Below are 24,296 nucleotides of genomic sequence, written 5' to 3'. Positions count from 1 at the left end.
GGCTTGGTGGCCGCAATGGCCACTTTTCCGGGCAGGGGCTGCTCGTGGTACTGCAGCGCGGCCTGCCTCAGGCTTGTCTTCGAGGTGTTGGACATCGATTAAACGTGTTGAAAAGGAGCAAGCCCGGCGTCAGAGACGCCGGGCTTGCAGAAACCACCCAGACTACGTCCTGGGTGGGCCGTTGGCACGCAGCCCCGCGTTAGTCAGCGTACTCGCCGGCCTCCGAAATCACCTTGGCCCAGCGAACCTTCTCCTGCTCGACGAATTTGCGATGTCCTCCTGGCGAAAGGCGGTCATCGCTGACGAGCGTGAGGCCTAGAGCCTCTTGGCGCAGGATGAGTTGTGGATCCTTGAGCGCCGAGCGCAGTGCGGTGTTGAGCTTGGTGAGCACTGCGGGCGGCGTTCCCTTGGGGGCGTACACGCCGTGCCAGACCTGCACGTCAAAGCCCTTGAGACCTGACTCGTCGAGCGTGGGCGTGTCCTTCAGCGCGGGGATAGCGAGGCGCTGCGCGCTGGTCACGCCATAGACCTTCACGCGTTTGCCTTCGACCTGGGGCACGGCGTTGGTGGCCTGCTCGCACATCAGGTCCACGTTGCCGCCCATGAGGTCGGTCATGGCTGGGCCCGTGCCCTTGTAGGCGATGGCGGTCAGTTTCAGGTTGAGCGCGCTCTGCAGCATGAGTCCGCACAAGTGCGAGGCCGAGCCCAGGCCCGCGTGCGCCAAGTTCACTTTGCTACCGTTGTCCTTGAGCCAGGCGCGCAGCTCGGCAAAGCTGTTGGGTGCCAGGCTGGACTTTCCAATCACCACCGAGGGGGCCTCGTTGATCAGGCCCAGCATCTCGAAATCATCGGGTACTTTGTAGCTGAGCTTTCGGTAGAGCGAGGGCGCGGTCGCCATGCCGATGTGGTGCACCAGCAGCGTGTAGCCGTCGGGCGCGGCACGCGCCACCTTGGCCGAGCCGATGGTGCCGCCCGCGCCACCCGCGTTCTCCACCACCACGGCCACGCCCATCGGGCCACGCAGCGCCTCGGCGAGATCCCGCGCAATCTTGTCGCTCGGGCCACCTGCCGCGAACGGCACCACGAGGGTGACCGGCTTGGTGGGGTAGTCCGCGAGCGCGGCAGAGCCAGTGGTCACCAGCACGGCGACCATCAGCGATTTGAGAACCATCTTCATGTTCGTCTCCTTTGCAGTGAATCAGTGACGCGTCGCGGGTCGCGCTGCGTCACGCGTCGCGGTAGCCAACGACTACCGTGTTGCCGCCCGTGCGGGCTCTCCGCGCGTATCCAGGTGCTCACGCCGAGAGCTCACGCATCACCTTGATAAGGTCGGCCTTGCCCTCGAAACCGATGCCAGGAAGTTCCGGCAGCGTGACGTGGCCGTTCTCCACTTTCACGCTGTCGGGGAAACCGCCGAAGGGCTGGAACAGGTCGGGGTAGGACTCGTTGCCGCCCAGGCCCAGGCCGGCGGCGATGTTGAGCGACATCTGGTGGCCGCCGTGCGGGATGCAGCGGCTCGCAGACCAGCCGTGTTCCTTGAGCATGTCCAGCGTGCGCAGGTACTCCACAAGACCGTAGCTGAGTGCGCAGTCGAACTGCAGCCAGTCGCGGTCGGGGCGCATGCCGCCGTAGCGGATGAGGTTGCGCGCGTCCTGCATGGAGAACAGGTCCTCGCCTGTGGCCATGGGGTTCTTGTAGAAGGCGCGCAGCGCCGCCTGCAGTTCGAAGTCCAGCGGGTCACCGGGCTCTTCGTACCAGAACAGGTCGTACTGCGAAAGCGCCTTGGCATAGGCAATGGCGGTCTCGAGATCGAAGCGTCCGTTGGCGTCTACGCAGAGCCTCTGGCCGTCCTGCAGGACCTCCATGATGGAGTCGATGCGCCGCAGGTCCTCGTCAAGCGAGGCACCGCCGATCTTCTTCTTCACCACGGTGTAACCGCGGTCGATGTAGCTGCGCATCTCGTCCTGCAGCTTCTTGTGATCCTGGCCCGGGTAGTAGTAGCCACCAGCGGCGTAGACAAAAATCTTCGGATTGGCCTGGCCGTTGCCATACCGGTCGGCGAGCAACTGAAACAATGGCTTTCCCTCGATCTTGGCCACCGCGTCCCAGACCGCCATGTCGATGGTGCCGATGGCGACCGAGCGTTCGCCGTGCCCACCCGGCTTCTCGTTCTTGAACATGGTGTTCCAGATCTTGTGCGGGTCGAGGTTGCGTCCGCTGTCGTCCTGCAGCGATTCGGGAGCGACTTCCAGCAGGCGCGGGACGAAGCGCTCGCGCATCAGCGTGCCCTGGCCGTAGCGACCGTTGGAATTGAAGCCGTAGCCCACAACTGGCCTGCCGTCGCGGATCACGTCGGTGATGACGGCGACGAGGCTTAGTGTCATCTTGCTAAAGTCGATATACGCATTGCGGATCGGCGAGCTGATGGGAAGGGTTTTTTCTCGGATGTCGACGATCTTCATGGAGGGCTTCCTGCTGTAAAGCGGCCGATGATCGGTGTGGCGGCGGCGTTTGACCAATGCCGCTTTTCTTGACTTTGATGCTTTGAAAGCACTGCCATGACGATGAACCTGTCCTGGATCGACGACTTCAATGCGCTGGCCGCGACGGGAAATTTCTCGCGGGCTGCAGACGAACGACACATGACCCAGCCGGCGTTCAGCCGGCGCATTCGGGCGCTGGAAGAATGGCTTGGCGCGGAGCTGTTTGACCGCCGCTCACAGCCGGCACGCGTGACCGAGGTGGGCGAGTGGTTCCGCGTGGTAGCGCAGGAGCTGCAGGTGCGGGTGGCGGCCATGCCCGGGGAGGCGCGCGCGGTAGCCGAGGCCAGTTCCACCACGCTGCGATTCGCAGCCACGCACGCGTTGTCCTTTACCTTCCTCCCACCGTGGCTGCGGGCGCTAGAGACGCGAGCCTCCATGGGCCCGATTCAGCTGGTGTCAGACGTGCAGCAAAAGTGCGAAGGCTTGCTCGCTCAGAGCGAGGTGCATTTCATGCTGGCGCATGCTCATACTAGCGTGCGCAGCGGGCTGGATGACGCCAGCTATCCAAGCCTCGTGGTTGGAAGCGATCAACTCGTCCCGGTATCGGCTCCTGACGACGACGGGCTTCCCTTGCACAGGCTGGAGGGAGGAACGACGGGTGCGATCGTTCACCTCCTGGGCTACAGCCAGGAGTCGGGCCTGGGGCGCATTCTGAGATCGCTCAAGGGACCCGCGATCGAGCGCCTTCATCACCAGTACGTCCTCACGGCACACCTGGCTTCCGTACTGCGAACCGTGGCCCTTGACGGGCGTGGCCTGGCCTGGTTGCCCAAGCTGCTGGTCGGCGATGATCTTGAACGCGGGCGGCTCGTCGTCGCGGCTTCCGCTGAATGGCAAGTCGATTTGGACATTCGACTCTATCGCCATCGATCGCGGGCGGGAGACGCCGCCGAAGGCTTCTGGGCGGCGGCGCAAACCAGCACGGCGCAGCGCCACCACCCATAGGCTCAGTGTTGATCCAAGCGAGACCCGTCGAACTTGGGTTACTTGGGCGGTCCTTCGAACGTCAAGTCAGAAGGACGGGGCACGTTGGCGGTTTGGGCTACGACTTCTATTGGCAACAGCGGTCAGTCGACATGCGCAGGTCGATCGACCGAGTTCAGTCTTGAGCCGCCTCTCACCGAGCGTCAATCGAACACTTCCGTCCGCCCCCGGATCACGCCACCACACCGACCTCGATCTTTCCCAAAACCCCGTACTCCGCCACAACCACATCCATCTCCAGAATCTGTAACGGCACCATGCAGGTTCCGCACGATGCCCAGTCGCCGGCCTTCAGGCCGATGCCCAAAACCGACAGCGTGGTGGCCAGCCAAGTGAGCGCAATGCGAGGGTCGCCCAGCAATGCCCTGCCTTCGCCGTCGCGCGTGTAGCGTGGGCGGCCGTCGGCACCGGTCACGGTGGCGTGCACCACGTGGGCGGCGAGGTCCATGCTGCGCCACGTGTCCGGCGCGGCAAGGCCGAAGAGGAAGCGGCCAGCGCAGGCGTCGTCGGCGATCAGGTGCGCCTTGCCGGCGCGGGTGAAATCGGCGTAGCGCGAATCGGGCAGTTCAAAGGCCGGGTGCAGGGTGGCGACGGCGGCGAGCACTTCGGGCTGGGTGTAGGGCGTCTCACGCGGCGGCAGGTCAGCGCCCATGCGGAACGCGAACTCTGGCTCGACCACGCGCATGCGGTTTCCCTGCAACGAGAGTGTGCTGCCCATGGGGAAGACAAAGCCGCCGAGGATGCGGCCGGCCAGCGGGCCGTCCACCTGGATGTGCGCTTGCCCGGCGGTACTGGTGGCAGCGATCTTCCACCCCACGACGGCGTCTTGCGCCACGGCGGGCAGTGCGGCCTGGATGGCGTGTCCTTGCGCTTCGGTGTGCGGGCGCAGCGGTTCCGGCAGCGCGTCGATGACGGCGCCTTGCTGGCGCGCGGTCCAAAGCAGGCGCGCGGCTTCGGCGGTGGCGTGCTCCATGGTTGCCGCCCTCAACTTGCGGCCCTCCCCAGCGCCTGCTCCACATCCCACAAGATGTCCTCAATGTGCTCCAGCCCCACGGATATGCGCACCATGTCCGGCAGCACCCCCGCCGCCCGTTGCTGAGCCTCATCCAGTTGCCGATGCGTCGTGCTCGCCGGGTGCGAGATCAGCGTCCGCGTGTCACCGATGTTCACCAGGTGGCTCATGAACTGCGCGCTTTCAATGAAGCGCACGCCGGCCTCCATGCCGCCCTTCACCCCAAACGCCAGCAGGCCCGATGCCCCGCGCATCTGCCGCTTCATCAGCGCGTGTTGCGGGTGGTCTTCCAGCCCCGGGTAGTTCACCCAGCTCACGCGTGGGTCGTCTTTCAGGAACTTCGCCAGCGCCAGCGCGTTGCTGCAGTGGCGTTCCATGCGCAGGGGCAGGCTTTCGACGCCCTGCAATATCTGCCAGGCGCTGGTGGGCGCGAGTGAGGCGCCGTAGACGCGCAGGCCTTCCATGCGGCAGCGCATGCTGAAGCCGAAGTTGCCAAAGGTCTCGTAGAACTTCACGCCGTGGTAGCCGGGCGATGGCTCGGTCATGCCGGGGAATTTGCCGTTGTCCCAGGGGAATTGGCCGCCCTCCACCACCACGCCGCCCAGGGTGGTGCCGTGGCCCGCCAGGTACTTGGTCGCGCTGTGGATGACGATGTCCGCGCCCAGGGCCACGGGGTTGCAGAGGAAGGGGCTGGGCACGGTGTTGTCGACGATGAGGGGCACGCCGTGGGCGTGGGCCACGTCGGCCACGGCCGCTATGTCCAGCACCACCATGCTGGGGTTGCCCAAGGTCTCGGCGTAGACCGCGCGGGTGTTGGGGCGCATGGCGGCGGCAAAGGCCTCGGGGTTCGTGGCGTCCACAAAGGTGGTCTCGATACCGAACTTGCGCAGGTTGACGGCGAGCATGGTGACGCTGCCGCCATACAGCGCGCCGGCGGCGACGACGTGGTCGCCGCTTTGCAGCAAGGTGGTCAGGGCCAGTGTTTCGGCGGCCATGCCGCTGGCGCAGGCCACGGCGGCGCGGGCGTTCTCCAGGGCGGCCACGCGCTCTTCCAGGGCGCACACGGTGGGGTTGCTGAGGCGGGAGTAGACGTTGCCGAAGGTCTGCAGGTTGAACAGGCTGGCGGCGTGGTCGGCGCTGTCGAAGACGAAGCTGGTGGTCTGGTAGATGGGCAGCGCGCGCGAGCCGGTGCTGCTGTCGGGGATCTGGCCCGCATGGATGGCCAGGGTTTCGGGGTGGAATTGGCGGTCGGCCATGTCAGACGGGCCTCTTTGCTGAGATGACTTTGGTGTTGACGCCGGCCCAGTTGAGGCCGCCGAACAGGCGCGCGTGTTCAATCTTCACGCAGCGGTCCCACACGCTGTCGAGGCCGGCGTCGGTGGCGATGCGGTCGGCTTCTTCGCTTTTCAGGCCAAGCTGTTGCCACAGGCATTTGGCGCCGATGGCGACGGCGCTCTTGGCGATGGGCGGGATGTCCTGTTCCTTGCGGAACACGTCCACCATGTCGACGGGGAACGGGATGTCTTCGAGACGCGGATAGCTGGTCTGGCCGAGGATCTCGGGGTACTTGGGGTTCACGGGGACGATGCGGTAGCCGTGGTCTTGCATGTACTTGGCCGCGAAGTAGCTGGGCCGGTGCCATTCGGCCGAGAGGCCGACCACGGCGATGGTGCGGCAGTCCTTGAGGATGCGCCGCAGGGTGGGGATGTCGTCTTGCATGTTCTTGAAGCGAATCAGGCGTCGGCACCGACGCGCAGGACCACGTTGCCGATGGCGCGCCCGCTCTCCACGAGCTGGTGCGCGTCGGCGACGCGCTCCAGCGGCAGGCGCTCGGCGATGAGGTGTTGCAGCGCGCCGCGTTCCAGCAGGCGCGTGAGCGTGGCCACGGCGCGCGCACGGTCGGCCGGGCTGAGGTGGTAGACCATGAAGAACTTGAGCTGCACGTTCTTCACGATCAGCGGGAAAAACGGCAAGGCCATGGGCGACGCGCCGCTGCCATACACCACCACCTCGCCACCGGGTTTGAGCATCGCGATGTCGGCCTCGGCGTTGGCGGCCAGGTCGAGTTCGATGATGCGGTCCACGCCCTGTCCTTGCGTGAGTTCGGCCACCCGCTCGGCCAGGGGCTCGGTCTTGTAGTTCAGCACCGCGTCGGCGCCGGCCTCGCGGGCGATGCGGGCTTTCTGATCGGAGCTGACGGTGCTGATGACACGTGCCGCGCCGAGTTGGCTGGCCATCTGCACCGCGTAGTGGCCCACGGCGCCCGCGCCGCCGGCCACCAGCACGGTCTTGCCGGCCACGCCGCCGTCCATCAGCACCGCATGCAGGGCCGTGAGCGCGGGGATGCCCAGGCAGGCACCGGCCTCGCCGCTGGTGCCGTCGGGCAGGCGCACGGCCTGCTGTTGCGGCAGGCACAGCCATTCGCAAGCGGTGCCGTGCGCGCGGCCCCAGGCGGCGTTCCACAGCCACACGCGTTCGCCCACTCGTGACGGGTCCACGCCCTCGCCCACCGCGTCGATGACGCCGCTGCCGTCGCTGTGCGGGATCACGCGCGGGAAGGCCGGGGTCTTGCTGCGCAGGCCGGCGCGGCTTTTGACGTCGGAGGGGTTCACGCCGGACCAGGCCACGCGCACGCGCACCTCGCCAGGGGCGGCTTGGGGTGGCGGGATGTCTTCGACACGCAGGACCTGATCGGCCGGGCCCACGGCCTCGTAGAAGGCGGCTTTCATGCGGCCGCTCACCAGTTGGGCTTGCGCTTGTCGATGAAGGCCTGCACGCCTTCCAGCGCGCTCGGGTCCATCATGTTGCAGGCCATGGTGCGGGCCGCGTCGTCGTAAGCCGCGCCGATGCCGGTTTCCAGTTGCCGGTAGAACAGGCCCTTGCCGGCGGCGATGGCCACGCGCGGCTTGGCGAGGATGCTGTCGACGAGCTTGCCCACCTCGGCCTGCAAATCGCCCGCGTCCACCACGCGGTTGATGAGGCCCTTGGCCTTGGCTTCGTCGGCGCTGATGAAGTCGCCGGTGACGAGCATTTCGAACGCGGCCTTGCGGCCCAGGTTGCGGCTGAGCGCCACGCTGGGCGTGCTGCAGAACAGGCCGACGTTGATGCCGCTGACGGCGAAGCGCGCCTCGCGCACGGCCACGGCCAGGTCGCACATGGCCACCAGTTGGCAGCCGGCCGCCGTGGCAATGCCCTGCACCTGCGCGATGACGGGCACGCCCAGTTGCTGCACGCTCATCATGAAGCGCCCGCACTGCGCGAACAGGCGCTGGTAGTAGTCGAGCGAGGGCTCGGCGCGCATTTCCTTCAGGTCGTGCCCGGCGCAGAAGGCCTTGCCCTCTGCGGCAATGACCACCACGCGCGCGCCCTCGTCGGCGGCCACGCGGTCCACGGCGGCCTGCAGGGCGGCCAGCATGCTTTCGCTCAGCGCGTTGAAGGCCTGCGGGCGGTTGAGCGTGACCGTGACCACGCCGCGCGCATCGCGCTCGTAGCGCAAGGGCTCGCTGGTGACGGAGGGATCGAGTCGGTCGTTCATCGGGTCTGTCTCGCTCGTTGTGTCATTCGATGGCGCTGGCGCTCCTGGCGCGCTCGCGCAGCTCGAACTTCTGGATCTTGCCGGTGCTGGTCTTGGGGATGGCCTCGAAGCGCACGGCCTTGGGCACCTTGTAGCCAGCCAGCAGGCTGCGGCAGTGGGCGATGAGTTCGGCCTCGGTAGTCTGCGCGCCGGGGCGCAGTTCCACGAAGGCCAGGGGCGATTCCCCCCACTTCGGGTCGGGCTTGGCCACCACGGCGCAGGCCATCACGGCGGGGTGGCGGTACAGCGCGTCCTCCACCTCGATGGAGGAGATGTTCTCGCCGCCGCTGATGATGATGTCCTTGTTGCGGTCCTTGATCTCGACGTAGCCGTCGGGCTCCAGCACGGCCAGGTCGCCGGTGTGGAACCAGCCGCCGTCGAAGGCCTTGGCGGTGGCCGCGGGGTTCTTCAGGTAGCCCTTCATCACGATGTTGCCGCGGAACATGATCTCGCCCATGGTCTGGCCGTCGGCGGGCACCTCGGTCATGGTCTCGGGGTCCATCACGGTCATGCCTTCCTGCAGCGGGTAGCGCACACCCTGGCGGCCGTTCAGGCGCACCTGCTCGCCGAGTTCGGCCGTGGCCCACGCGGGCCGCGCCACGGCCACGGACGCGGGGCCGTAGACCTCGGTGAGGCCGTAGACGTGCGTGATCTGGAAACCCAGGCGCGCCATGCCTTCGATCATCGACGCCGGCGGCGCGGCGCCCGCCACCATGCCGCGCACGGCGCCGATGCCGTCCTTGAGCGACGGGTCGGCCGCCACGGCGGAGAGAATGCCGTTGTGCACGATGGGCGCGGCGCAGTAGTGGTCCACGCCGTGCTCGCGCATGGCGGCCAGGATGGCGGCCGGCTCCACGCGGCGCAGGCACACGTGCACGCCGGCCTGCAGCGCCACCGTCCAGGGGAAGCACCAGCCGTTGCAATGGAACATGGGCAGCGTCCACAGGTAGCGCGGAAACTGCGGCATGGTCCAGGTGACGACGTTGCTCACGGCGTTGAGGTAGGCGCCCCGGTGGTGCGTGACCACGCCCTTGGGGTCGCCCGTGGTGCCGCTGGTGTAGCTCACGGCGATGGCGTCCCACTCGTCGGCGGGGCCGTCCAGGCGCGGCAGGGGTTCGTGCGCAGCGATGAGGGCCTCGTACTCGCGCGCGCCCAGGCGCTCGCCCGGGCCGGTGTACTCGCTGTCGCAGACGTCGATGACCACGATCTCGCGCCCAAGCCCGGACAGGGCCGCCAGCGCCTTGGCCACCACGGGCGCGAACTCGCGGTCGGTGATCAGCACCTTGGCCTCGCAGTGGTTCATCTGCCAGGCCAGCAGGGGCGCGTCCAGGCGGGTGTTGAGCGTGTTGATGACGGCGCCCAGCGCGGGGATGGCGTAGTGGGCCTCCACCATCTCGGGCGTGTTGGGCAGCAGGGTGCTCACCGTGTCGCCCGGGCCGATGCCCAGGGCGCGCAGCGCGGCGGCCAGCCGGGCGGAGCGCTCGCGCACCTGCGCCCAGGTGTGGCGCCGCGCGCCGTGGATGACGGCGGGCATGTCGCCGAACACCTCGGCCGTGCGCTCGACGAAGCTCAGGGGCGAGAGGGCCGCGAAGTTGGCGGGGTTGCGGTCCAGGTGCTGGTTGTAGAGGCTCATGCGGGCATCGTAGGCAGCAGCACCCACGCGTGACCAGCGGGGCTTACCCGATGGGCCGGCGGGCAAATGTCGTTGCGCCGACATCTTGAACCCTCAGGCTGCTGGTGCTACAAGCGAACGCAAATGACCGCGCCCGCCACCGACGCCCTCACCGAGTCCATCTACGACGCCGCGCTGGACGCCGCGCACTGGCCGTCGGTGCTGGGCCAGCTCAAGACCGCCTTCCGCACCGAGGCCGAAACCTTCTACGTGCTCGACTTCGCCACGCGCGAGGTGGGCGAGGCACACCTGGCTGGCGTGTCGCCCTACTGGCTGGGCCAGTTCAACCGCTTCTACTTCGCGCCCGACAACCCCTGGAACGTGCACTCGGCCGCGCTGCACCGCCAGGGCCTGGTACGGACCAACGAGCGCCTCGACGCCTTCACCCGCCAGCGCGGCGTGCTCTACCGCTCCAGCTATTACCACGAGTGGATGGTGCCGCAGGGCTTTCACTACAGCATCGGCAACACGCTCACCAGCGACCGCCGCGCGATCGCCAACGTCACGCTGCTGCGCGCGCCCGACCTGCCGCGCTTCAACGCGGGCGAGGTGCGCTTGTTCGAGCAACTCAGCGTGCACTTCGTGCGTGCGCTGCGGGTACGCCAGCACCTGGACACGCTGCGCACCAGCCGCGAAGGCCTGGCCGCCATGCTCGACGGCCTGACCGACGCCCTGCTGCTGCTGGACGACCAAGGCCGGCTGCTGCACGGCAACCAAGCCGCGCTGGACTGGCTGGCGCGCCGCGACGGCCTGCAAGTGCGCCAGGGCGTGGTGGAGCCCACCCAGCCCGCGCTGCGCGCGCGCTTCACCGCCTGGTTGACGGCGCACGCGGCGGACGCGCTGCACGCGGCCTCGGTGCCCGACACGCTCACCCTGGCTCGCGGAGCCAGCCACCTGCCGCTGGCGCTGCGGGCCTCGGGCTGGACGCTGCCCGTGTCGTCCTGGCACAGCGCGCGGCGCTGCGTGCTGGTGTCGCTGGGCCCCGCCGGTGCCCTGCACGTGGGACCGCCCGCCGAGGCATTGCGCGGCCTGTACCACCTGACGCCAGCCGAGGCGCGCCTGGCCCACGCGCTGTGCGAGGGCCTGAGCCTGCGCGAGGCGGCCGAGGCCCTGGGCATCACCTACGGCACGGCGCGCACGCGGCTCAAGGCGGTGTTCGGCAAGACGGGCACGCACCGCCAGTCGGCGCTGATCGAGCGCATCCGCCGCGATCTGCCGCGCCCAATCGGGCCGCGCTGAGAGCGGCCCTGGACACGCGGCCCCCATTTGGGAGGTGCCGCGCCGCGCCCGGCTGCCTATCGTCGCGCCCAGTTCCATCACACGGCACGCGACCATGTCCCTCACCACCCTCTCCGGCACCGTCAGCGGCATTCGCCACTCCTCCGAAACCTCGGGCCACATCGGCAAGAACGGCGGCAACGTGCACACCAAGCAGGTAATCGCCTTCCGCGTGGACGGCCAGCCCGCCGAGATCAAGCTCATGAACATGCCGGACGTGCAGGACGGCGAGCGCGTGACGCTGGCCGGGCGCATGAAGAACGGCAGCTTTCGCGCACTGGCCATGCGCAACGACCAGACGCGCGCCATCTACGGCATGCCCACCACCATGGCCTATGTGTTCGGCGCTCTGCTGGTGCTGGTGGGCCTGCCCTTGCTGCTGGTGCTGGTGGGTGTGCTGTTCATCGGCGCCGGCGCCTGGACGCTGTACGAGGCCTGGCTGCACACGCAGGCGGCGAATCTGCTGCGGGCCTGAGCCCGCTGGCCGCCCCGTGTCAGGTGGGCGCCTCGCCGCCCGCCGCCCGGATCATCTGGTTGAACGCCCCCAGCCCCGGCACCTTGGCCGCGTACCCAAAGCTCCCCGGCCCGTTCATTTCCTCGGCGGCCTGGAGCAGCGCCGCATAGGCCGCGCGCGCCAGGGACGAGCCCACGCTGATGCGCCGCACGCCCAGGCGCTCCAGCTCGGCGCGCGTGAGCGCGCCGCCGGCCAGGCCCATGACCACGTTCACCGGCCGCGGCGCCACGGCGCGCACCACGCGCTCCACCTGCTCGGCGGTTTTCAGGCCGGGGGCGTAGAGCACGTCGGCGCCCACCTCGGCGAAGGCCTGCAGGCGGCGGATGGTGTCGTCCAGGTCGTGGCGGCCCCAGAGCAGGTTCTCGGCCCGCGCGGTGAGCACGAAGGGGAACGGAAGCGCGCGCGCCGCCTGCACGGCCGCGCGCACGCGTTCCACGGCGGCGTCGAAGGGGTAGATGGGGTCGTCGGCGCGGCCGGTGGCGTCTTCGATGGAGCCGCCCACCACGCCGGCCTCGGCGGCCAGGCGGATGGTGTCGGCGCAGTCCTGCGGGCTGTCGCCGAAGCCGTTCTCCAGGTCGGCCGTCATGGGCAGCGCGGTGGCCTGGGTGATGTCGCGCAGGTGCGCCAGCGTGCGCTCGCGGCCCAGGCCACCATCGGGCAGGCCCAGGGCGAAGGCGTGGCCGGCGCTGCTGCTGGCCAGGGCCTGGAAGCCCTGCCCCGCCAGCAGCACGGCCGAGCCGCGATCCCAGGGGTTGGGCACGACGAAGCAACCCTGGCGGTGCAGCTCGACGAAGCGCTCGGCGCGTTCGGCCATGATGGTCATCGTGTCTCCTGGTGGCTCACTTCAGCGGCGCGCGCTCACCCAGCACCGCGCCTTTGGACAGCGGTTGTACCAGTTGCCCGTACAGGTGCAACCAGCCGAAGCGGCCCTGCGGCACCGGCGGCTTGAAGCCGCGCAGGCGCTCGGCGATCTCTTCGGCGGGCACCAGCAGTTCGATGCGGCGCGCGTTGAGGTCGATCTCCACGCGGTCACCGTCGCGCACGGCCGCCAGCGGGCCGCCCTCGGCCGCTTCGGGCATCACCTGGCCGATGGTGATGCCGCTGTTGAGGCCGGAGAGTTCGCCGTCGGTGACCACGGCCACGTCGGCGCCGCGCCCCGCGCCCACCAGGGCCGCCATGAAGCTGGCCGCGAACACGGTGCCCGGGCCGCCGCGCGGGCCCAGCATGCGCAGCACGATGACCTGGCCCGGCTGCACGGCGCCGGTGCGCAGGCCGTCGATGGCCACGGCCTCGTCCTCGAACACCCTGGCCTCGCCCGCGAAGCGGCGGATGCCGGCGGGCACGGCCGCCAGCTTCACCAGCGCGCCGTCGGGTGCGAGCGAGCCGCGAATCACCATCAGCCCCGGCTCGCGCGCGAAGGGCTCGTCCAGCGTGCGGATGACCTTGTCGTCGATGGTGAGCGGCTCGGCCAGCTCCTCGCCCATGCTGCGTCCGGACACGCTGCGGGCGCTGCCGTCCACCAGCGGTCCCAGGCGCTGCATCACCGCGCGCACGCCGCCGGCGGCGTCCAGGTCTTCGATGCGGTCGGGCCCGTTGGGGCGGATCTGCGTGAGCATGGGCACGGTGTCGGCGCAGGCCTCGAACTCGGCGATCACGTCGACGGGGCACTGCGCCTCGGTGGCGATGGCGATGAGGTGGCGCATGACGTTGACCGAGCAGCCCGTGGCCACCGCCGTGCGCACCGCATTGCGCAGCGCGGCGGGGGTGAGGATCTGGCGCGGCCGCAGGTCCTCGCGCACGATGTCGACGATGCGCGCGCCGGCCTGCGCGGCCAGGGCGTGCAGGCGCGGGCCGTCGGCGCGGATGGGCGAATTGCCCGGCAGCGCCATGCCCAGGGCCTCGGCCAGGCAGTGCATGGAGTTGGCCGTGGCCAAGCCAGCGCAAACGCCGGGGCCGTCGATGGCGGCGCGGCACATGCCGTGCAGGCCATCGAGCGAGAGCTGGCCCGCTTTCACGGTGCCCACGGCCTTGTAGACCTCCTCGATGTCGACGTGGTGCTCACCGCACTGGCGGCCCAGCTGGTAGCCGCAGGCCAGCACCAGGCTGGGCACGTCCAGGCGGCCGGCGGCCATCAGGTGGGCGGGCGTGGTCTTGTCGCAACTGGAGAGCAGGATCATCCCGTCGAGTTCGGCCCCCTCCACCTGCACCTCGATGTCGTTGACGATGAGGTCGCGCGTGGGCATGAGGTAGCGGCCCTGGCGCCCGGCGCTGGTGATGAAGTCGGACGGCGCGGCGGTGCGGATCTCGAAGGGCAGACCGCCCGCGGCGCGGATGGCGTCCTGCACCATCCCGGAGATGCGGTCCAGGTGCGAGAAGCAGACCGACAGGCCGCTGGAGGTGTTGACGACGGCGATCTTGGGTTTGTCGAAGTCGCTCTCGGGGATGCCCATGGCCGTCCATTGCGCGACGCGCACGGCCCAGCGGGTGGACCCGGGTTCGAAGTTGCTGCGGTAGGTCATGTCGTGAGGTGCTGTGTGAAGGCGGTCAGTCGTCCAGGCGCGCGCCCTGGCGGTTGAGTTCGGCGCGCACCTGGCGGCCGTCGATGGCGCGGGGTTGGCGCCGCTCGCGCACGGCCAGGGTGGCCGCCACGCCGAGCGCCTGCCCGTAGGAAAAACACTGCGCGGTGACGCGCGCCGAGGCCACGGCCTCGTGCTCGGCCGAGAGGCAGCGCCCGCCGAAGAGCAGGCCTTCGCCCACCTCGGGCACGAAGCAGCCGTAGGGCACCTCGTAGAAGTCGCCGATGAGCCATTCCACGCGCGGCTTGGCGCCGGCGTGCAGCTCGATCGGCCAGGGCGAGCGCGCCACGCCGTCGGCGAACTTGCTGCCGGCCACCACGTCGGTGTTGCGCAGCACGGCGGTGCCGGCGCCCTGGCGCGTCTGGCGCACGCCCACCTGCACGCCGGTGTCGTTGACCCAGGCGTTCTCGCAGCCCACCAGGTGCTCGCGGAAGAAGCGCTCGTACTGGCGCACCTGCGCGCGGCCCTGCGGCTCGGCCTCGCTCAGGTCCTCGGCGATGGCGGCGTTGAGCTCGCGCCCGTCGGCGCCGCGCACGCGCGTGCAGTTGCACAGCAGTTCGCCGGGGCGCGTGGTGGTGAAGAGCCAGATCTTGGCGCGCGGCAGGTCCATGCCGGCCTGCTGCGCGGCCAGGATGCGCTCGCTCACGGCCACCGGCATGATCGTGTCCTGCCCGTACTCGGCCAGGAAGCGCGCGGTGTCCACGCCCTGCAGACGGAAGATCATGGTGGGGTTCTGCACCACGCCGTCGGCCCCGCACCAGGTGCGAAACCCCGCCATGGCCAGCAGGTCGGCGTCGCCGCTGGCGTCGATGGTGATGGGCGCGCGCACGTCGAGCAGGCCGGACTTGGTCCACACCAGCGCGCCGCCCACCAGGTCACCGTCGCGGTGCACGCCGGTGGCCAACGCGTGGTACAGCACGCGCACGCCGGCCTGCGCCAGCAAGGCGTCGGCGCTTTCACGCCAGGCCAGGGGCTCGTGCACGCGGGTGAAGGTCTTGCCGTAGAGCACCGGCTCGGTCAGGCCGCCGCGCAACTCCATCTGCGCGATGAAGTCGTCCACGAAGCCGTGCACCAGTTTTCTCGGCGTCACGGGATGCTCGGCTGCTTCGTACAGGCCGCAGATGGTGCCGGACAAACCGGCCACCGCGCCGCCGCCGCAGAAGCCGTAGCGCTCCACCAGCAGCACCGAGAGGCCGGCGCGCGCCGCCGTGCAGGCCGCGGCCACGCCGGTGGCGCCGCCGCCGATGATGAGCACGTCGGTCTGGACGCGCTCGACAGGTCGTTGGTCCATGTCTCGTCTCCCTCAGCGCAGTTGCATCGCCCAGCCGGGCAGCCAGGTCACCATCTGCGGCCAGAGCATGGTCGCGGCCAGCACCACCACCTGCAGCAGGATGAAGGGCACCATGCCGGCGTACATGTGGCGCATGGTGATCTCGGGTGGCGCCACGGCGCGCAGGTAGAAGATCGCGGGCGCCATCGGCGGCGTCAGGTAGCTGGTCTGGATCACGATCAGGAACAGGATGCAGAACCACACCGGATCGAAGCCCGCGGCCGTCACCAGTGGCGTGAAGATCGGCAGGAAGATCAGCACGATCGATATCCAGTCCAGGAAGAAGCCGGCGATGAACAGGATCGCGAGCAGCAGGAAGACCAGGCCCCAGGGCCCCATCTGCAACTGGTCGATGGCCGTGCTGGCCAGGCTGATGCCGCCACCGCCCACGAACACGCCGGTGAACAGCGTGCCGCCCAGCAGCACGGCCATGATCATGGCGGTGACGCGCACGGTCTTGAGCAGCGAGTCGTAGAGGCCGGACCAGGTGAAGCGGCGGTACAGCACGGTGAGCAGCACCGAGCACACGCAGCCGATGGCCGCCGCCTCCGTGGGCGAGGCCACGCCGCCCAGGATGGAGCCCAGCACGGCGACGATCATCAGCAGCGGCGGCACCAGGTTGCGCGCCGAGATGCCCAGCTTCTGCATGAACGTCGGGTCGCCCGGCTCGGGCGGGATGCGCGGGCCGTGCCCGGGCTTCACGATGCACAGCACCAGGATGTAGACCAGGTACAGGCCGGCCATCATCAGGCCGGGGAACACCATGCCGTACATCAGGTCGCCCACCGACACGTCGGCCAGCGGGCCCATGACGATCACCACCACCGACGGCGGAATGATGGTGCCCAGCGAGCCCCCGGCGCAGATGACGCCGCTGATGAGGCGCTTGTCGTAGCCGTAGCGCAGCATGATGGGGATGGTGAGCAGGCCCACCACCGATTCGGTGGCGCCGATCACCCCGCTGGAGGCCGCGAACACGATGCACATGAGCACGGTGGCGATGGCCAGGCCACCGGGCAGGCGGCGCGTCCAGATGTGGATGGCCTCGAACAGGCGGTCGGCGATGCCCGATTTCTCCAGCACCGCGCCCATGAAGACGAACAGCGGAATTGCGGCGAAAACGAAGTTGGAGGCGAGGTCGTCGACCTTCTCGACGAACTGGTGCACCACGGCCGGCCCGAAGGTCATCAGGCCGAACGCGGTGGCGGTGAGCAGCATCGCGAAGGCGACCTGCACACCGAGGAACATCAGCCCGAAGGTGACGGGCAGCATGAAGAACGGCAGGTAGTCCATCATGGCTGCTGCACCTTCGGATCGCGGTGGACGAAGGACTTCAGCAGTTCGCACAGCACCTGCAGCGCCAGCGTGGCGAAGGCCAGGGTGAACACGGCGCGGAACGGCCACACCGGCAGGTTCAGCGCCGACTGGCCCGAGGTTTCGCCGCGCGCGTAGCCTTCGGCCATGTAGTGCCACAGCGTCCAGCTCAGCCACACCAGGATGGGCAGCACCAGGGCGTACACCAGGGCGTCGATGCGGCGGCGCGCCTGGGGCGACAGGAACACGCTGAGCACGTCGATGCGGATGTGCTCGCCCTGGCGCAGGGTGTAGGCCAGCGCGAGCAGGAAGTGGGCGCCGGTCAGCGTGTAGCCGATCTCGTAGGCCCAGATGGTGGGTGCGTCCAGCGCGTAGCGGGAGATCACCTCCCAGGTGGTGGCCAGCACCAGAGGCACCAGCAGCAAGGCCGCGAGCACGCCAATGCCCACGACCCAGCGCTCGGCGAGGTCAATGAATCGGTTCAAGGAAGTCCCCAGTCAAGAGACGGCGGCACGCGCCGCCATTCGCTGGCGCGCACCGGGGACGGTGCGCGCCACCCATTCGCATCAGACGCGCTTGATCTTCACCTTGCGCCAGTCGTCCGCATCACGCCAGGCGGCGTCGAACGCCTGCTGGCTCTGGTGCACCTTGGCGAACCACTTGGATTTGCCTTCCTTGGCCGTCTTGTCGGCCCAGTCCAGGCCGATCTTGCGGGTGGCGAACTGCACCTCCTCGTCCAGCTCGATCAGGGTGACGCCGTTCTTCTTGTAGAACTCGAAGGCCTTGGCGTCCTCGGCGCCGATGCGCGCCCAGCTCTCGAAGGTGACGAGCTTGGCCACCACCTCCACCAGCTTGCGGTCGGCCTCGGGCATCTTGTCCCACACGCCCTTGTTGATGACGAGCTCGAACGGCGCGCAGGGCTGGTGCACGCCGGGGTAGCTGAGGTAGCGCGCCACCTTGTAAAAGCCCGAGGACACGTTCTCCCAGGGCGTGCCCCACTCCACCGCGTCGATGGCGCCGCGCTCGAGCATGGGGAAGATGTCGCCGCCGGCCGTGGTGACGGGCGCCGCGCCCAGCTCTTTCGACATCTCCAGCCAGGCACCGGCGGTGCGCAGCTTCAGGCCCTTCAGGTCTTCCAGCGTTTTCACGGGCTTGCGCGAGTGCACGAAGACCTCGGCCGTGCGCATGAACAGCGGGAAGGAGATGACGCCGTCGGCGCCTTCGCGGAACTCGCGCTGCAGCTCCACGCCGCCACCCTCGTAGAGCCAGTGCAGCATGCGCTCGGCGTCGAAGCTGCCGGCGTAGCCGCCGAACAGCGCGGTGGTGACGTCCTTGCCCCAGTCGTAGCCGATCCAGGTGTGGCCGCACTCGGCCAGGCCGTTCTTCACGGTCTCGGGCACCTTCAGGGCATTGCCCAGGCCGCCGCCGGGGAAGGTCTGGATCTTGAAGCGTCCGCCGGAGAGCTGCGCCATGCGCTCGGCGAAGGCCTTGGCGCCGATGTCCATCAAGGGGCCGCCGGCCCAGCCGGTGGCCATCTTCCAGTTGTAGGTGGGGCCGGTCTGCGCGTTGGCGCTGGCGCTGGCGAGCAAGCCGGCGCCGGCCAGGCCGGTGCCGATGAGTTGACGACGTTTCATGGGTTTTGTCTCCTGCGGGTGGTGGTGTTGTCAGGCCGTGGCCTGCGGGTTCAGGCCAGTACCTGCTTCTCTTCGGACGTCAGCTCGGGGCCATCGAGCGTGACGCGCCTCTCCTGCGTTTCTTCGTTGCGAAAGCGCGCGACGATGGGCTTCAACTCGGGTTTGATGTAGCGCTCGTCGTAGCCGTTGAACAGCGTGCCGATCAGGCCGCGGTCCAGGTCGCTCGTTCCCATGATCCAGTCGAAGATGGGAAAGCTCAGGTTCATGTTCTTGTGCATCATGATTCCCTGGTTGTGGTGCGCGGTGTGGTGGCGGCGGATGGTGTTGATGAAGGGCATGTTTCGCACGAACCAGTTTTCGTGCACGTGGCAGCACAGGTGGAACACCTCGTAGACCAGGTAGTGGCAGACCATGGTCATGAACAGGATGTAGCCCGCGTTGGGGTTGAAGATCTGCGCCGCGATCCAGCCCAGGCCGGTGCCGAACACACCGAGCACGATGAGCACGCGCCAGGGGAAGAACACGATGCGGAACTCGCGCACCGTGTCGATGGTGATGTCGTTGTCGGTGAAGTACTGGTGGTGCTCGCGCGTGTGGCGTTCGTAGATGGCGCGCAGCGCGAAGACGTCGATGCGCCGGTGCATCACGTACTTGTGCATGAACCATTCGACGAAGTTGCCCGCCAGGAACACGGGCAGCACCAGCAGCCACTCCCAGGTGGGGTTGTTCAACTGCGTGCTGCAGTACCAGAGCGCCGCGATGCCGGCGGCGAACATCACGCTGGTGTGCACGATGCCGTTGTAGAACGGGCTGATGCGGCCCTTGTACTGCTCCCGGAATCGTCTCTGCTTGTCGGTCATCATGGGGCTTGTCTCCTGTGCAATTCAACTGACATACTAGTCGAATAGTAGAAGTCGACCATAGGCATGTCAAGAGCCCAGGAAGGCGCTCATGGAAGTCCCCAGGGTGGCGCCGGCCTGGGCCATGGCCGAGTGCCCCACGCCGGGCAGCGGCAACCACTGCGCAGCGGGCACGTGATCGGCCAGCCAGCGGCCATGGGCCAGCGGGCACTCGTCGTCCAGCTCGCCGTGCGCCACCAGCGTGGGCAGGCGGATGCCGCGCGCCGTCTCGCGCAGGTCAAGGTGCCGCACCGAGGCCCAGCTGGCCGCCACCGCGTCGGCGTCGGCCACGGCCTTGAGTTGCAGGCGCTCGGCGCGCTCGCGGGCTTCCCGCTCCAGGGCCTCGGGCGTCTCGCCGCGGAACCACACCGCGCCCGGCGTGGCGCAGGCGGTGCCGGAGATGAGCACCAGGCGCTCCAGGCCCGCGTCGCCGTGGCGCGCCAGCAGGTTGAGGATGACGCTCACGCCCATGCTCCAGCCGGCCAGGGCCACCGCCTGGCCGGTGCGCTCGGCCAGGTCCATCGCCAGCGCGTGCACGAGGTCGGCGTAGTGGTCCAGGTGGTAGTAGCGCTCGCGCGGCAGCGGCTCGGCGGCGCTCCAGCGCGGTGACAGGCCGCGCCCCGGCAGGTTGGGCCAGGCGCAGCGGCGACCCAGCAGCGCGGGCAGCACGGGCAACCAGGCGTCGGCCGTGCCCTGGATGCCGTGCACCAGCAGCAGCGGCGCGCCCTGCCCCGCGAACCTGCAGTCGAGGGTTTGTGCCGATCGGTGTATTGATGGATTTGCCATACAAGTAACATATCACTGATCTTTCAATGGTTTCACAGCCATGCCGCCACGCCCATCCGTTCTGACCCTGATGTGACCCCGATGACCGACACGTCCGCCACCACCCCCCCCGACGCCCCCATCACCCTCTGCGCGCCACCCCGGATCATTTGCGCCGACGGCGCGCGCCACCGCCTGGCCCCGCTGTGCAACAGCCTGGGCTGGCGTGAGGCGCTCGTCGTCACCGATGCCTGGTTCCACCAGAACAGCCCCGCCCTGGCCGAGGTGCTGGCGGCCTTGCGCGCCCAGGGCCTCACCGTGCGCGTGTTCGACGGGGGCGAGCCCGACCCCTCCACCACGCTGGCCGACCGCGCCACCGCCTGGGTGCGCGAGCAGCGCGCGCGCCCCGACCACCTGATCGCCTGGGGCGGCGGCAGCAACATCGACCTCGCCAAGGCACTCAGCGTGACCCTGCCCAGCGGCCGCCCGGTGGCCGAGCTGCTGAACCGCGCCAACTGGCCCGCCGCGCCGCTGCCCCTGGTGGCCGTGCCCACTACGGCGGGCACCGGCTCGGAGATCACGCCCGGGGCGATCCTGGTGCAACCCGGCAGCGCGACCAAGGTGGCGCTGATGGCCAACGTGCTGCGGCCGGTGGTCGCGCTGATCGACCCCGAGCTCACCTGGACTTGCCCGCCGCGCGTGACGGCCGACGCGGGGCTGGACGCGCTCACGCACGCCATCGAGTCCTGGCTGACGCTGGACGCCGCGCTGTTCGACAACGGCGACGACCCCGACCCGGGCTACAGCGGGCGCAACGAGCTGACGGTGCAGTTCGCGCGTCAGGCCACGGCGCTGGCCTTCGGCCACCTCGCCACCGCGTTCGATCGGCCGAACGACCGCGCCGCGCGCAACGCCATGGCCCGCGCCAGCCTGTACGCCGCCATGTCCTACGCCACCGCCGGCCTGAACGCGGTGCACGGCCTGGCCTACGCGCTCGCGGGCCTGACGCACGCGAGCCACGGCAGCACCAACGCGGTGATGCTGCCCTACGTGATGGACGCGCTGGTGGACACGCGGCGCGACGAGCTGGCCGAGATCGCGCGGCTGGCCGGCGCCGAGGGCGGCGACACCGAGGCGCTGGCCCGGCAGGCGCCGGTGCTCACGCGCGCGCTGGTGCGCCGGCTGGGGCTGGCCGGCGATCTGCTAAGTTTCGGCGTGGAAGCAGCGCAGTTGCAGCAACTGGTCTCGGACGGGCTGGCGGTGACCCGTCTGGCCAAGGCCTGGCCCGGCGGGCCGGTCGACGAGGCCTACGCCCGCATCGTGCAACATGCCTACCACGGAGAACTTTCCGGAGAATCGCGCCCATGAGCAAAGCGACGGCAAAAAAAACCACAGGGACCACCAGCCGCCGGGCCGCGAAGCCGGCCCCAAAGGCCGCCAGGGCACCGAAACCCGCCACGGCGGCGCCCGCGGCCCGCCCGCGCAGCCTCACCGCGCAGGCCTACGAACGCATCGAGGAGCTGATCGTGCAGCTCGAGCTGCTGCCCGGCACCGCGCTCAGCGAGGCCGAGCTCTCGGCCCGCCTGGGCATCGGGCGCACGCCGGTGCGAGAGGCCTTGCAGCGCCTGGCGCGTGAGCACCTGGTGCAGATCCTGCCGCAGCGCGGCGTGCTGGTCTCCGAGCTGGACATCAAGCGCCAGTTGCGCCTGCTGGAGACGCGCCGCGAGGTGGAGCGCCTGGTGGCGCGCTGCGCCGCTCGGCGATCGACGGACGCGGAACGCCAGCAGTTCGCCGAACTGGCCAAGGAGTTCAACGCCGCCGCCAAGGCCAAGGACCAGGTCCGCTTCATGCGGGCGGACAAGCTCTTCAACGACCTCTCGCTGCGCGCGGCGCGCAACGAGTTCGCGAGCGGCGCCATGGGCCTCATGCACGGCCTGTCGCGCCGCTTCTGGTTCATGCACCACCGCCAGGCCGACGACACGCCCTCCATCGCCGTGCTGCACGCGCGCATCGCCCAGGCCATCGCCGATGGCGACGAGACGAAAGCGGCCAAGGCGCTGGACGAGCTCATCGACCACAACGAGGCGTTCACGCGCTCGACGGTCAGCACCGATTTCTGAGCGCGCGCGCGGGCGGCCCGAACAAAGGCTATCGCTGCGATAGCGGGCGTGGCCACCGCACCGGGTGCACGAACGGCGGTTTGCCCCTACGATGCCGTCGGCGGCCGGACCCCGGCCCGCCCACGAAGAACCACAGCATTCAGGAGACAACCCATGCTCAAGACCCTCGCCCGTCCCGGCGTGGCGGGCGCCGCCGTGGCGCTCGCCCTCTTCGGTTGCGCACAGACCGGCTCGCAGGCGCCGGCCGCGTCCGCGCCACCGGCCGCATCCGCCGCCCCGCCACCCGCCTGGAAACAGGGCATGCCCGCGAGCATGGCCAGCTCCACCCTGGCGCCGCTGGCCGGCAAGATGACCGTGACGCCGGCCGACCAGATTCCCGTCAACCGCATCAAGCTGCCGCCGGGCTTCAAGGTGGAGGTGTGGGCCACCGGCCTGCCGGGCGGGCGCGCCATCGCGGCGGGCGACAACGGCAAGTACTACGTGGGCACGCGCGGCATCGGCCGCGTCTATGAGGTGACCGACAGCGGCGGCGCGCGCACGGTGCGCACGGTGGTGGACAAGCTCAACCAGCCCGCGGGTGTGGCGTACCGCAACGGTTCGCTCTACGTGATGGCCATCGACAAGGTGCTGCGCTTCGATGGCATCGCCAGCAACCCCAATGCCCAGCCGGTGGACATGACGGCGGCGTTCAAGCTGCCCAAGGAGCAGCACCACAACTGGAAGTACATCGCCTTCGGGCCCGACGGCAAGCTCTATGTGCCCTTTGGCGCGCCCTGCAACATCTGCGAGTTGCCCTCGCCCGAGTACGCGCAGATCCGCCGCTACAACCCCGACGGCTCGGGCATGGAGGTGGTGGCCACCGGTGTGCGCAACAGCGTGGGCTTCGACTGGCACCCGCAGACGCGCGAGCTGTGGTTCAGCAACCATGGCCGCGACTGGCTGGGCGACGACACGCCCAACGACACCCTGCACCGGATGCGCGCCACCGGCCTCAACCACGGCTTCCCGTACTGCCACGAAGGCAAGACCGCCGACCCCGACGTGAAGAAGGCCAACGCCTGCGGCGGCGTGGAGCCGCCGGTGGCGCTGATGGGCCCGCACGCGGCCAGCATGGGCGTCACCTTCTACAACGGCACCATGTTCCCGCCCGAGTACCGCGGCGCGCTCTTCAACGCGCGCAAGGGCTCGTGGAACCGCACGAAGAAGATCGGCTACGACGTGGTGATGGTGAAGGCCACGGCCGATGGCAAAAACGCGCAGATCGTGCCCTTCATGACCGGCTTCATGAACGAGGCCGACCAGAGCTTCTGGGGCCGGCCCGCCTACCTTCTGCAGATGAAGGACGGCTCGCTGCTGGTGTCGGACGAGCAGCTCGGCGCGATCTACCGCGTGAGCTACGGCGGCTGATGCGGCGCGCGCTGACCCTGCTCTCGATCGCGCTGCTGGCGGGCGGCGCGGCGGGCCAGTCCCTCGACGAGCGCCTGACCGCCTGCGCGGCCTGCCACGGTGCGGGCGGGGCGCCTGCGCCGCTGGCCAACACGCCCACGCTCGCGGGCCAGCCGCCGCTGTTCCTGGAGAACTCGCTCGTGATGATCCGCGAGGGCCTGCGCGACGTCCCCGCCATGAAGGGCCTGCTGGACGGCGTGAGCGACGCGGACCTCTCCGCCATGGCGAAGCATTTCGCGGCCCAGACCCTCCAGCCGCAGCCCGGCCCACGCGACGCCGCGCTGTTCGCGCGCGGCCAGCAACTGGCCGACGGCAACCGCTGCGCGAGTTGCCACCTGCCCAGCTACGCCGGGCGCGAGCAGATGCCGCGCCTGGCCGGCCAGCGGGAGGACTACCTGCTGCATTCCATGCGGCAGTTCCTGAACGGCCAGGCCACGGGGCGCGACACCATCATGGCGGCGTCCCTGCATGGCCTGAAGGACGAGGACCTCAGGGCCCTGGCGCACCACCTCTCGCAGCTCGCGCCCTGAGTCCGCACCTTCCGTGGCGCCCGACAGGGCAAGACGCGAGCGGGACGTGGACCCGCTTCCCAAGCGCCGGTCCACTCATCAGAATCAGGGATACCCCCCACCGAA

The 24,296-nt window shown here is 69.2% G+C and carries 23 protein-coding genes; 7 read left to right on the top strand and 16 right to left on the bottom strand.

Going from position 1 to position 24,296, the window contains the following annotated elements; translation table 11 throughout:
* Positions 1 to 199: 199 nt before the first annotated feature.
* The gene (locus GTO19_RS22130) at positions 200 to 1,177 is read right to left on the bottom strand and encodes a tripartite tricarboxylate transporter substrate-binding protein (RefSeq protein WP_291025071.1); all 978 of its coding nucleotides are present in this window, start codon (positions 1,175 to 1,177) and stop codon (positions 200 to 202) included.
* Between the two features lie 118 nt (positions 1,178 to 1,295).
* Positions 1,296 to 2,462 carry a mandelate racemase/muconate lactonizing enzyme family protein gene (locus tag GTO19_RS22125; RefSeq protein ID WP_291025068.1) on the bottom strand — a complete coding sequence of 389 codons (1,167 nt, stop codon included), beginning with the start codon at positions 2,460 to 2,462 and terminating at the stop codon, positions 1,296 to 1,298.
* Positions 2,463 to 2,558: 96 nt separating this feature from the next.
* Here GTO19_RS22125 and GTO19_RS22120 point away from each other — a divergent pair, with 96 nt between their 5' ends.
* On the top strand, positions 2,559 to 3,488 hold the full coding sequence (locus GTO19_RS22120) for a LysR substrate-binding domain-containing protein (RefSeq protein WP_291025066.1): 930 nt from the start codon (positions 2,559 to 2,561) through the stop codon (positions 3,486 to 3,488).
* A gap of 211 nt (positions 3,489 to 3,699) precedes the next feature.
* Here the strand turns inward: GTO19_RS22120 and GTO19_RS22115 are convergent, their stop codons facing one another.
* From GTO19_RS22115 to GTO19_RS22090, 6 genes are read right to left on the bottom strand one after another with little or no spacing between them, the layout of a single operon-like run.
* On the bottom strand, positions 3,700 to 4,500 hold the full coding sequence (locus GTO19_RS22115) for a hydratase (RefSeq protein WP_291025065.1): 801 nt from the start codon (positions 4,498 to 4,500) through the stop codon (positions 3,700 to 3,702).
* An 11-nt stretch (positions 4,501 to 4,511) separates the two neighbouring features.
* Positions 4,512 to 5,795 (bottom strand): O-acetylhomoserine aminocarboxypropyltransferase/cysteine synthase family protein, encoded by a 1,284-nt coding sequence (locus GTO19_RS22110; protein ID WP_291025063.1) that lies wholly within the window; start codon positions 5,793 to 5,795, stop codon positions 4,512 to 4,514.
* A gap of 1 nt (position 5,796) precedes the next feature.
* Entirely contained in the window at positions 5,797 to 6,258 is a 462-nt protein-coding gene (locus GTO19_RS22105) for a CoA-binding protein (protein ID WP_291025061.1), read from the bottom strand.
* Between the two features lie 14 nt (positions 6,259 to 6,272).
* A complete protein-coding gene (locus tag GTO19_RS22100) occupies positions 6,273 to 7,268 on the bottom strand; it encodes an NADPH:quinone reductase (protein ID WP_291025058.1) in 996 nt (331 codons plus the stop codon).
* Between the two features lie 8 nt (positions 7,269 to 7,276).
* Positions 7,277 to 8,074 (bottom strand): enoyl-CoA hydratase, encoded by a 798-nt coding sequence (locus GTO19_RS22095; RefSeq protein WP_291025056.1) that lies wholly within the window; start codon positions 8,072 to 8,074, stop codon positions 7,277 to 7,279.
* Positions 8,075 to 8,096: 22 nt separating this feature from the next.
* A complete protein-coding gene (locus GTO19_RS22090; RefSeq protein ID WP_291025053.1) occupies positions 8,097 to 9,746 on the bottom strand; it encodes an acyl-CoA synthetase in 1,650 nt (549 codons plus the stop codon).
* Between the two features lie 123 nt (positions 9,747 to 9,869).
* Between GTO19_RS22090 and GTO19_RS22085 the strand changes: the two genes are divergently transcribed.
* Together GTO19_RS22085 and GTO19_RS22080 are read left to right on the top strand one after the other, a co-directional pair.
* Positions 9,870 to 11,024, top strand: coding sequence for a hypothetical protein (locus tag GTO19_RS22085; RefSeq protein WP_291025051.1), 1,155 nt, complete (start codon positions 9,870 to 9,872; stop codon positions 11,022 to 11,024).
* Positions 11,025 to 11,118: 94 nt separating this feature from the next.
* The gene (locus GTO19_RS22080) at positions 11,119 to 11,538 is read left to right on the top strand and encodes a hypothetical protein (protein WP_291025048.1); all 420 of its coding nucleotides are present in this window, start codon (positions 11,119 to 11,121) and stop codon (positions 11,536 to 11,538) included.
* A 19-nt stretch (positions 11,539 to 11,557) separates the two neighbouring features.
* On the opposite strand, the gene GTO19_RS22075 is transcribed toward GTO19_RS22080, so the two are convergent.
* The 8 genes from GTO19_RS22075 to GTO19_RS22040 form a co-directional block, all read right to left on the bottom strand.
* Positions 11,558 to 12,400 carry an isocitrate lyase/phosphoenolpyruvate mutase family protein gene (locus GTO19_RS22075; RefSeq protein WP_291025045.1) on the bottom strand — a complete coding sequence of 281 codons (843 nt, stop codon included), beginning with the start codon at positions 12,398 to 12,400 and terminating at the stop codon, positions 11,558 to 11,560.
* Between the two features lie 16 nt (positions 12,401 to 12,416).
* Positions 12,417 to 14,096, bottom strand: a complete 1,680-nt coding sequence (locus GTO19_RS22070) for a dihydroxy-acid dehydratase (RefSeq protein WP_291025042.1) — start codon at positions 14,094 to 14,096, stop codon at positions 12,417 to 12,419.
* Between the two features lie 25 nt (positions 14,097 to 14,121).
* Positions 14,122 to 15,444, bottom strand: coding sequence for an FAD-dependent oxidoreductase (locus GTO19_RS22065; RefSeq protein WP_291025040.1), 1,323 nt, complete (start codon positions 15,442 to 15,444; stop codon positions 14,122 to 14,124).
* A gap of 12 nt (positions 15,445 to 15,456) precedes the next feature.
* Positions 15,457 to 16,779 (bottom strand): TRAP transporter large permease subunit, encoded by a 1,323-nt coding sequence (locus GTO19_RS22060; RefSeq protein WP_291025038.1) that lies wholly within the window; start codon positions 16,777 to 16,779, stop codon positions 15,457 to 15,459.
* Positions 16,776 to 17,282: a TRAP transporter small permease subunit gene (locus tag GTO19_RS22055; protein WP_291025036.1), complete on the bottom strand. Its 507-nt coding sequence runs from the start codon at positions 17,280 to 17,282 to the stop codon at positions 16,776 to 16,778. The genes GTO19_RS22060 and GTO19_RS22055 overlap by 4 nt, the downstream gene beginning before the upstream one ends.
* An 81-nt stretch (positions 17,283 to 17,363) precedes the next feature.
* Entirely contained in the window at positions 17,364 to 18,431 is a 1,068-nt protein-coding gene (dctP, locus tag GTO19_RS22050) for a TRAP transporter substrate-binding protein DctP (RefSeq protein WP_291025034.1), read from the bottom strand.
* A gap of 50 nt (positions 18,432 to 18,481) precedes the next feature.
* Positions 18,482 to 19,294, bottom strand: coding sequence for a sterol desaturase family protein (locus GTO19_RS22045; protein ID WP_291025031.1), 813 nt, complete (start codon positions 19,292 to 19,294; stop codon positions 18,482 to 18,484).
* A gap of 66 nt (positions 19,295 to 19,360) precedes the next feature.
* The gene (locus GTO19_RS22040; protein WP_291025028.1) at positions 19,361 to 20,116 is read right to left on the bottom strand and encodes an alpha/beta hydrolase; all 756 of its coding nucleotides are present in this window, start codon (positions 20,114 to 20,116) and stop codon (positions 19,361 to 19,363) included.
* An 81-nt stretch (positions 20,117 to 20,197) separates the two neighbouring features.
* Between GTO19_RS22040 and GTO19_RS22035 the strand changes: the two genes are divergently transcribed.
* From GTO19_RS22035 to GTO19_RS22020, 4 genes are all read left to right on the top strand, one after another.
* Positions 20,198 to 21,463 carry an iron-containing alcohol dehydrogenase gene (locus tag GTO19_RS22035; protein ID WP_291025026.1) on the top strand — a complete coding sequence of 422 codons (1,266 nt, stop codon included), beginning with the start codon at positions 20,198 to 20,200 and terminating at the stop codon, positions 21,461 to 21,463.
* Positions 21,460 to 22,215, top strand: coding sequence for a GntR family transcriptional regulator (locus GTO19_RS22030; RefSeq protein ID WP_291025023.1), 756 nt, complete (start codon positions 21,460 to 21,462; stop codon positions 22,213 to 22,215). The genes GTO19_RS22035 and GTO19_RS22030 overlap by 4 nt, the downstream gene beginning before the upstream one ends.
* A 153-nt stretch (positions 22,216 to 22,368) precedes the next feature.
* Positions 22,369 to 23,622 (top strand): PQQ-dependent sugar dehydrogenase, encoded by a 1,254-nt coding sequence (locus GTO19_RS22025; protein ID WP_291025021.1) that lies wholly within the window; start codon positions 22,369 to 22,371, stop codon positions 23,620 to 23,622.
* A complete protein-coding gene (locus GTO19_RS22020) occupies positions 23,622 to 24,191 on the top strand; it encodes a c-type cytochrome (protein WP_291025019.1) in 570 nt (189 codons plus the stop codon). The genes GTO19_RS22025 and GTO19_RS22020 overlap by 1 nt, the downstream gene beginning before the upstream one ends.
* Positions 24,192 to 24,296 lie beyond the last annotated feature (105 nt).

Source organism: Hydrogenophaga sp., assembly GCF_011772445.1.
In the GTDB taxonomy this organism is placed as follows: Bacteria; Pseudomonadota; Gammaproteobacteria; order Burkholderiales; family Burkholderiaceae_C; genus Hydrogenophaga.
The sequence above is the reverse complement of the archived record's forward strand: the minus strand, read 5'-3'. Positions and strand labels throughout refer to the sequence as shown.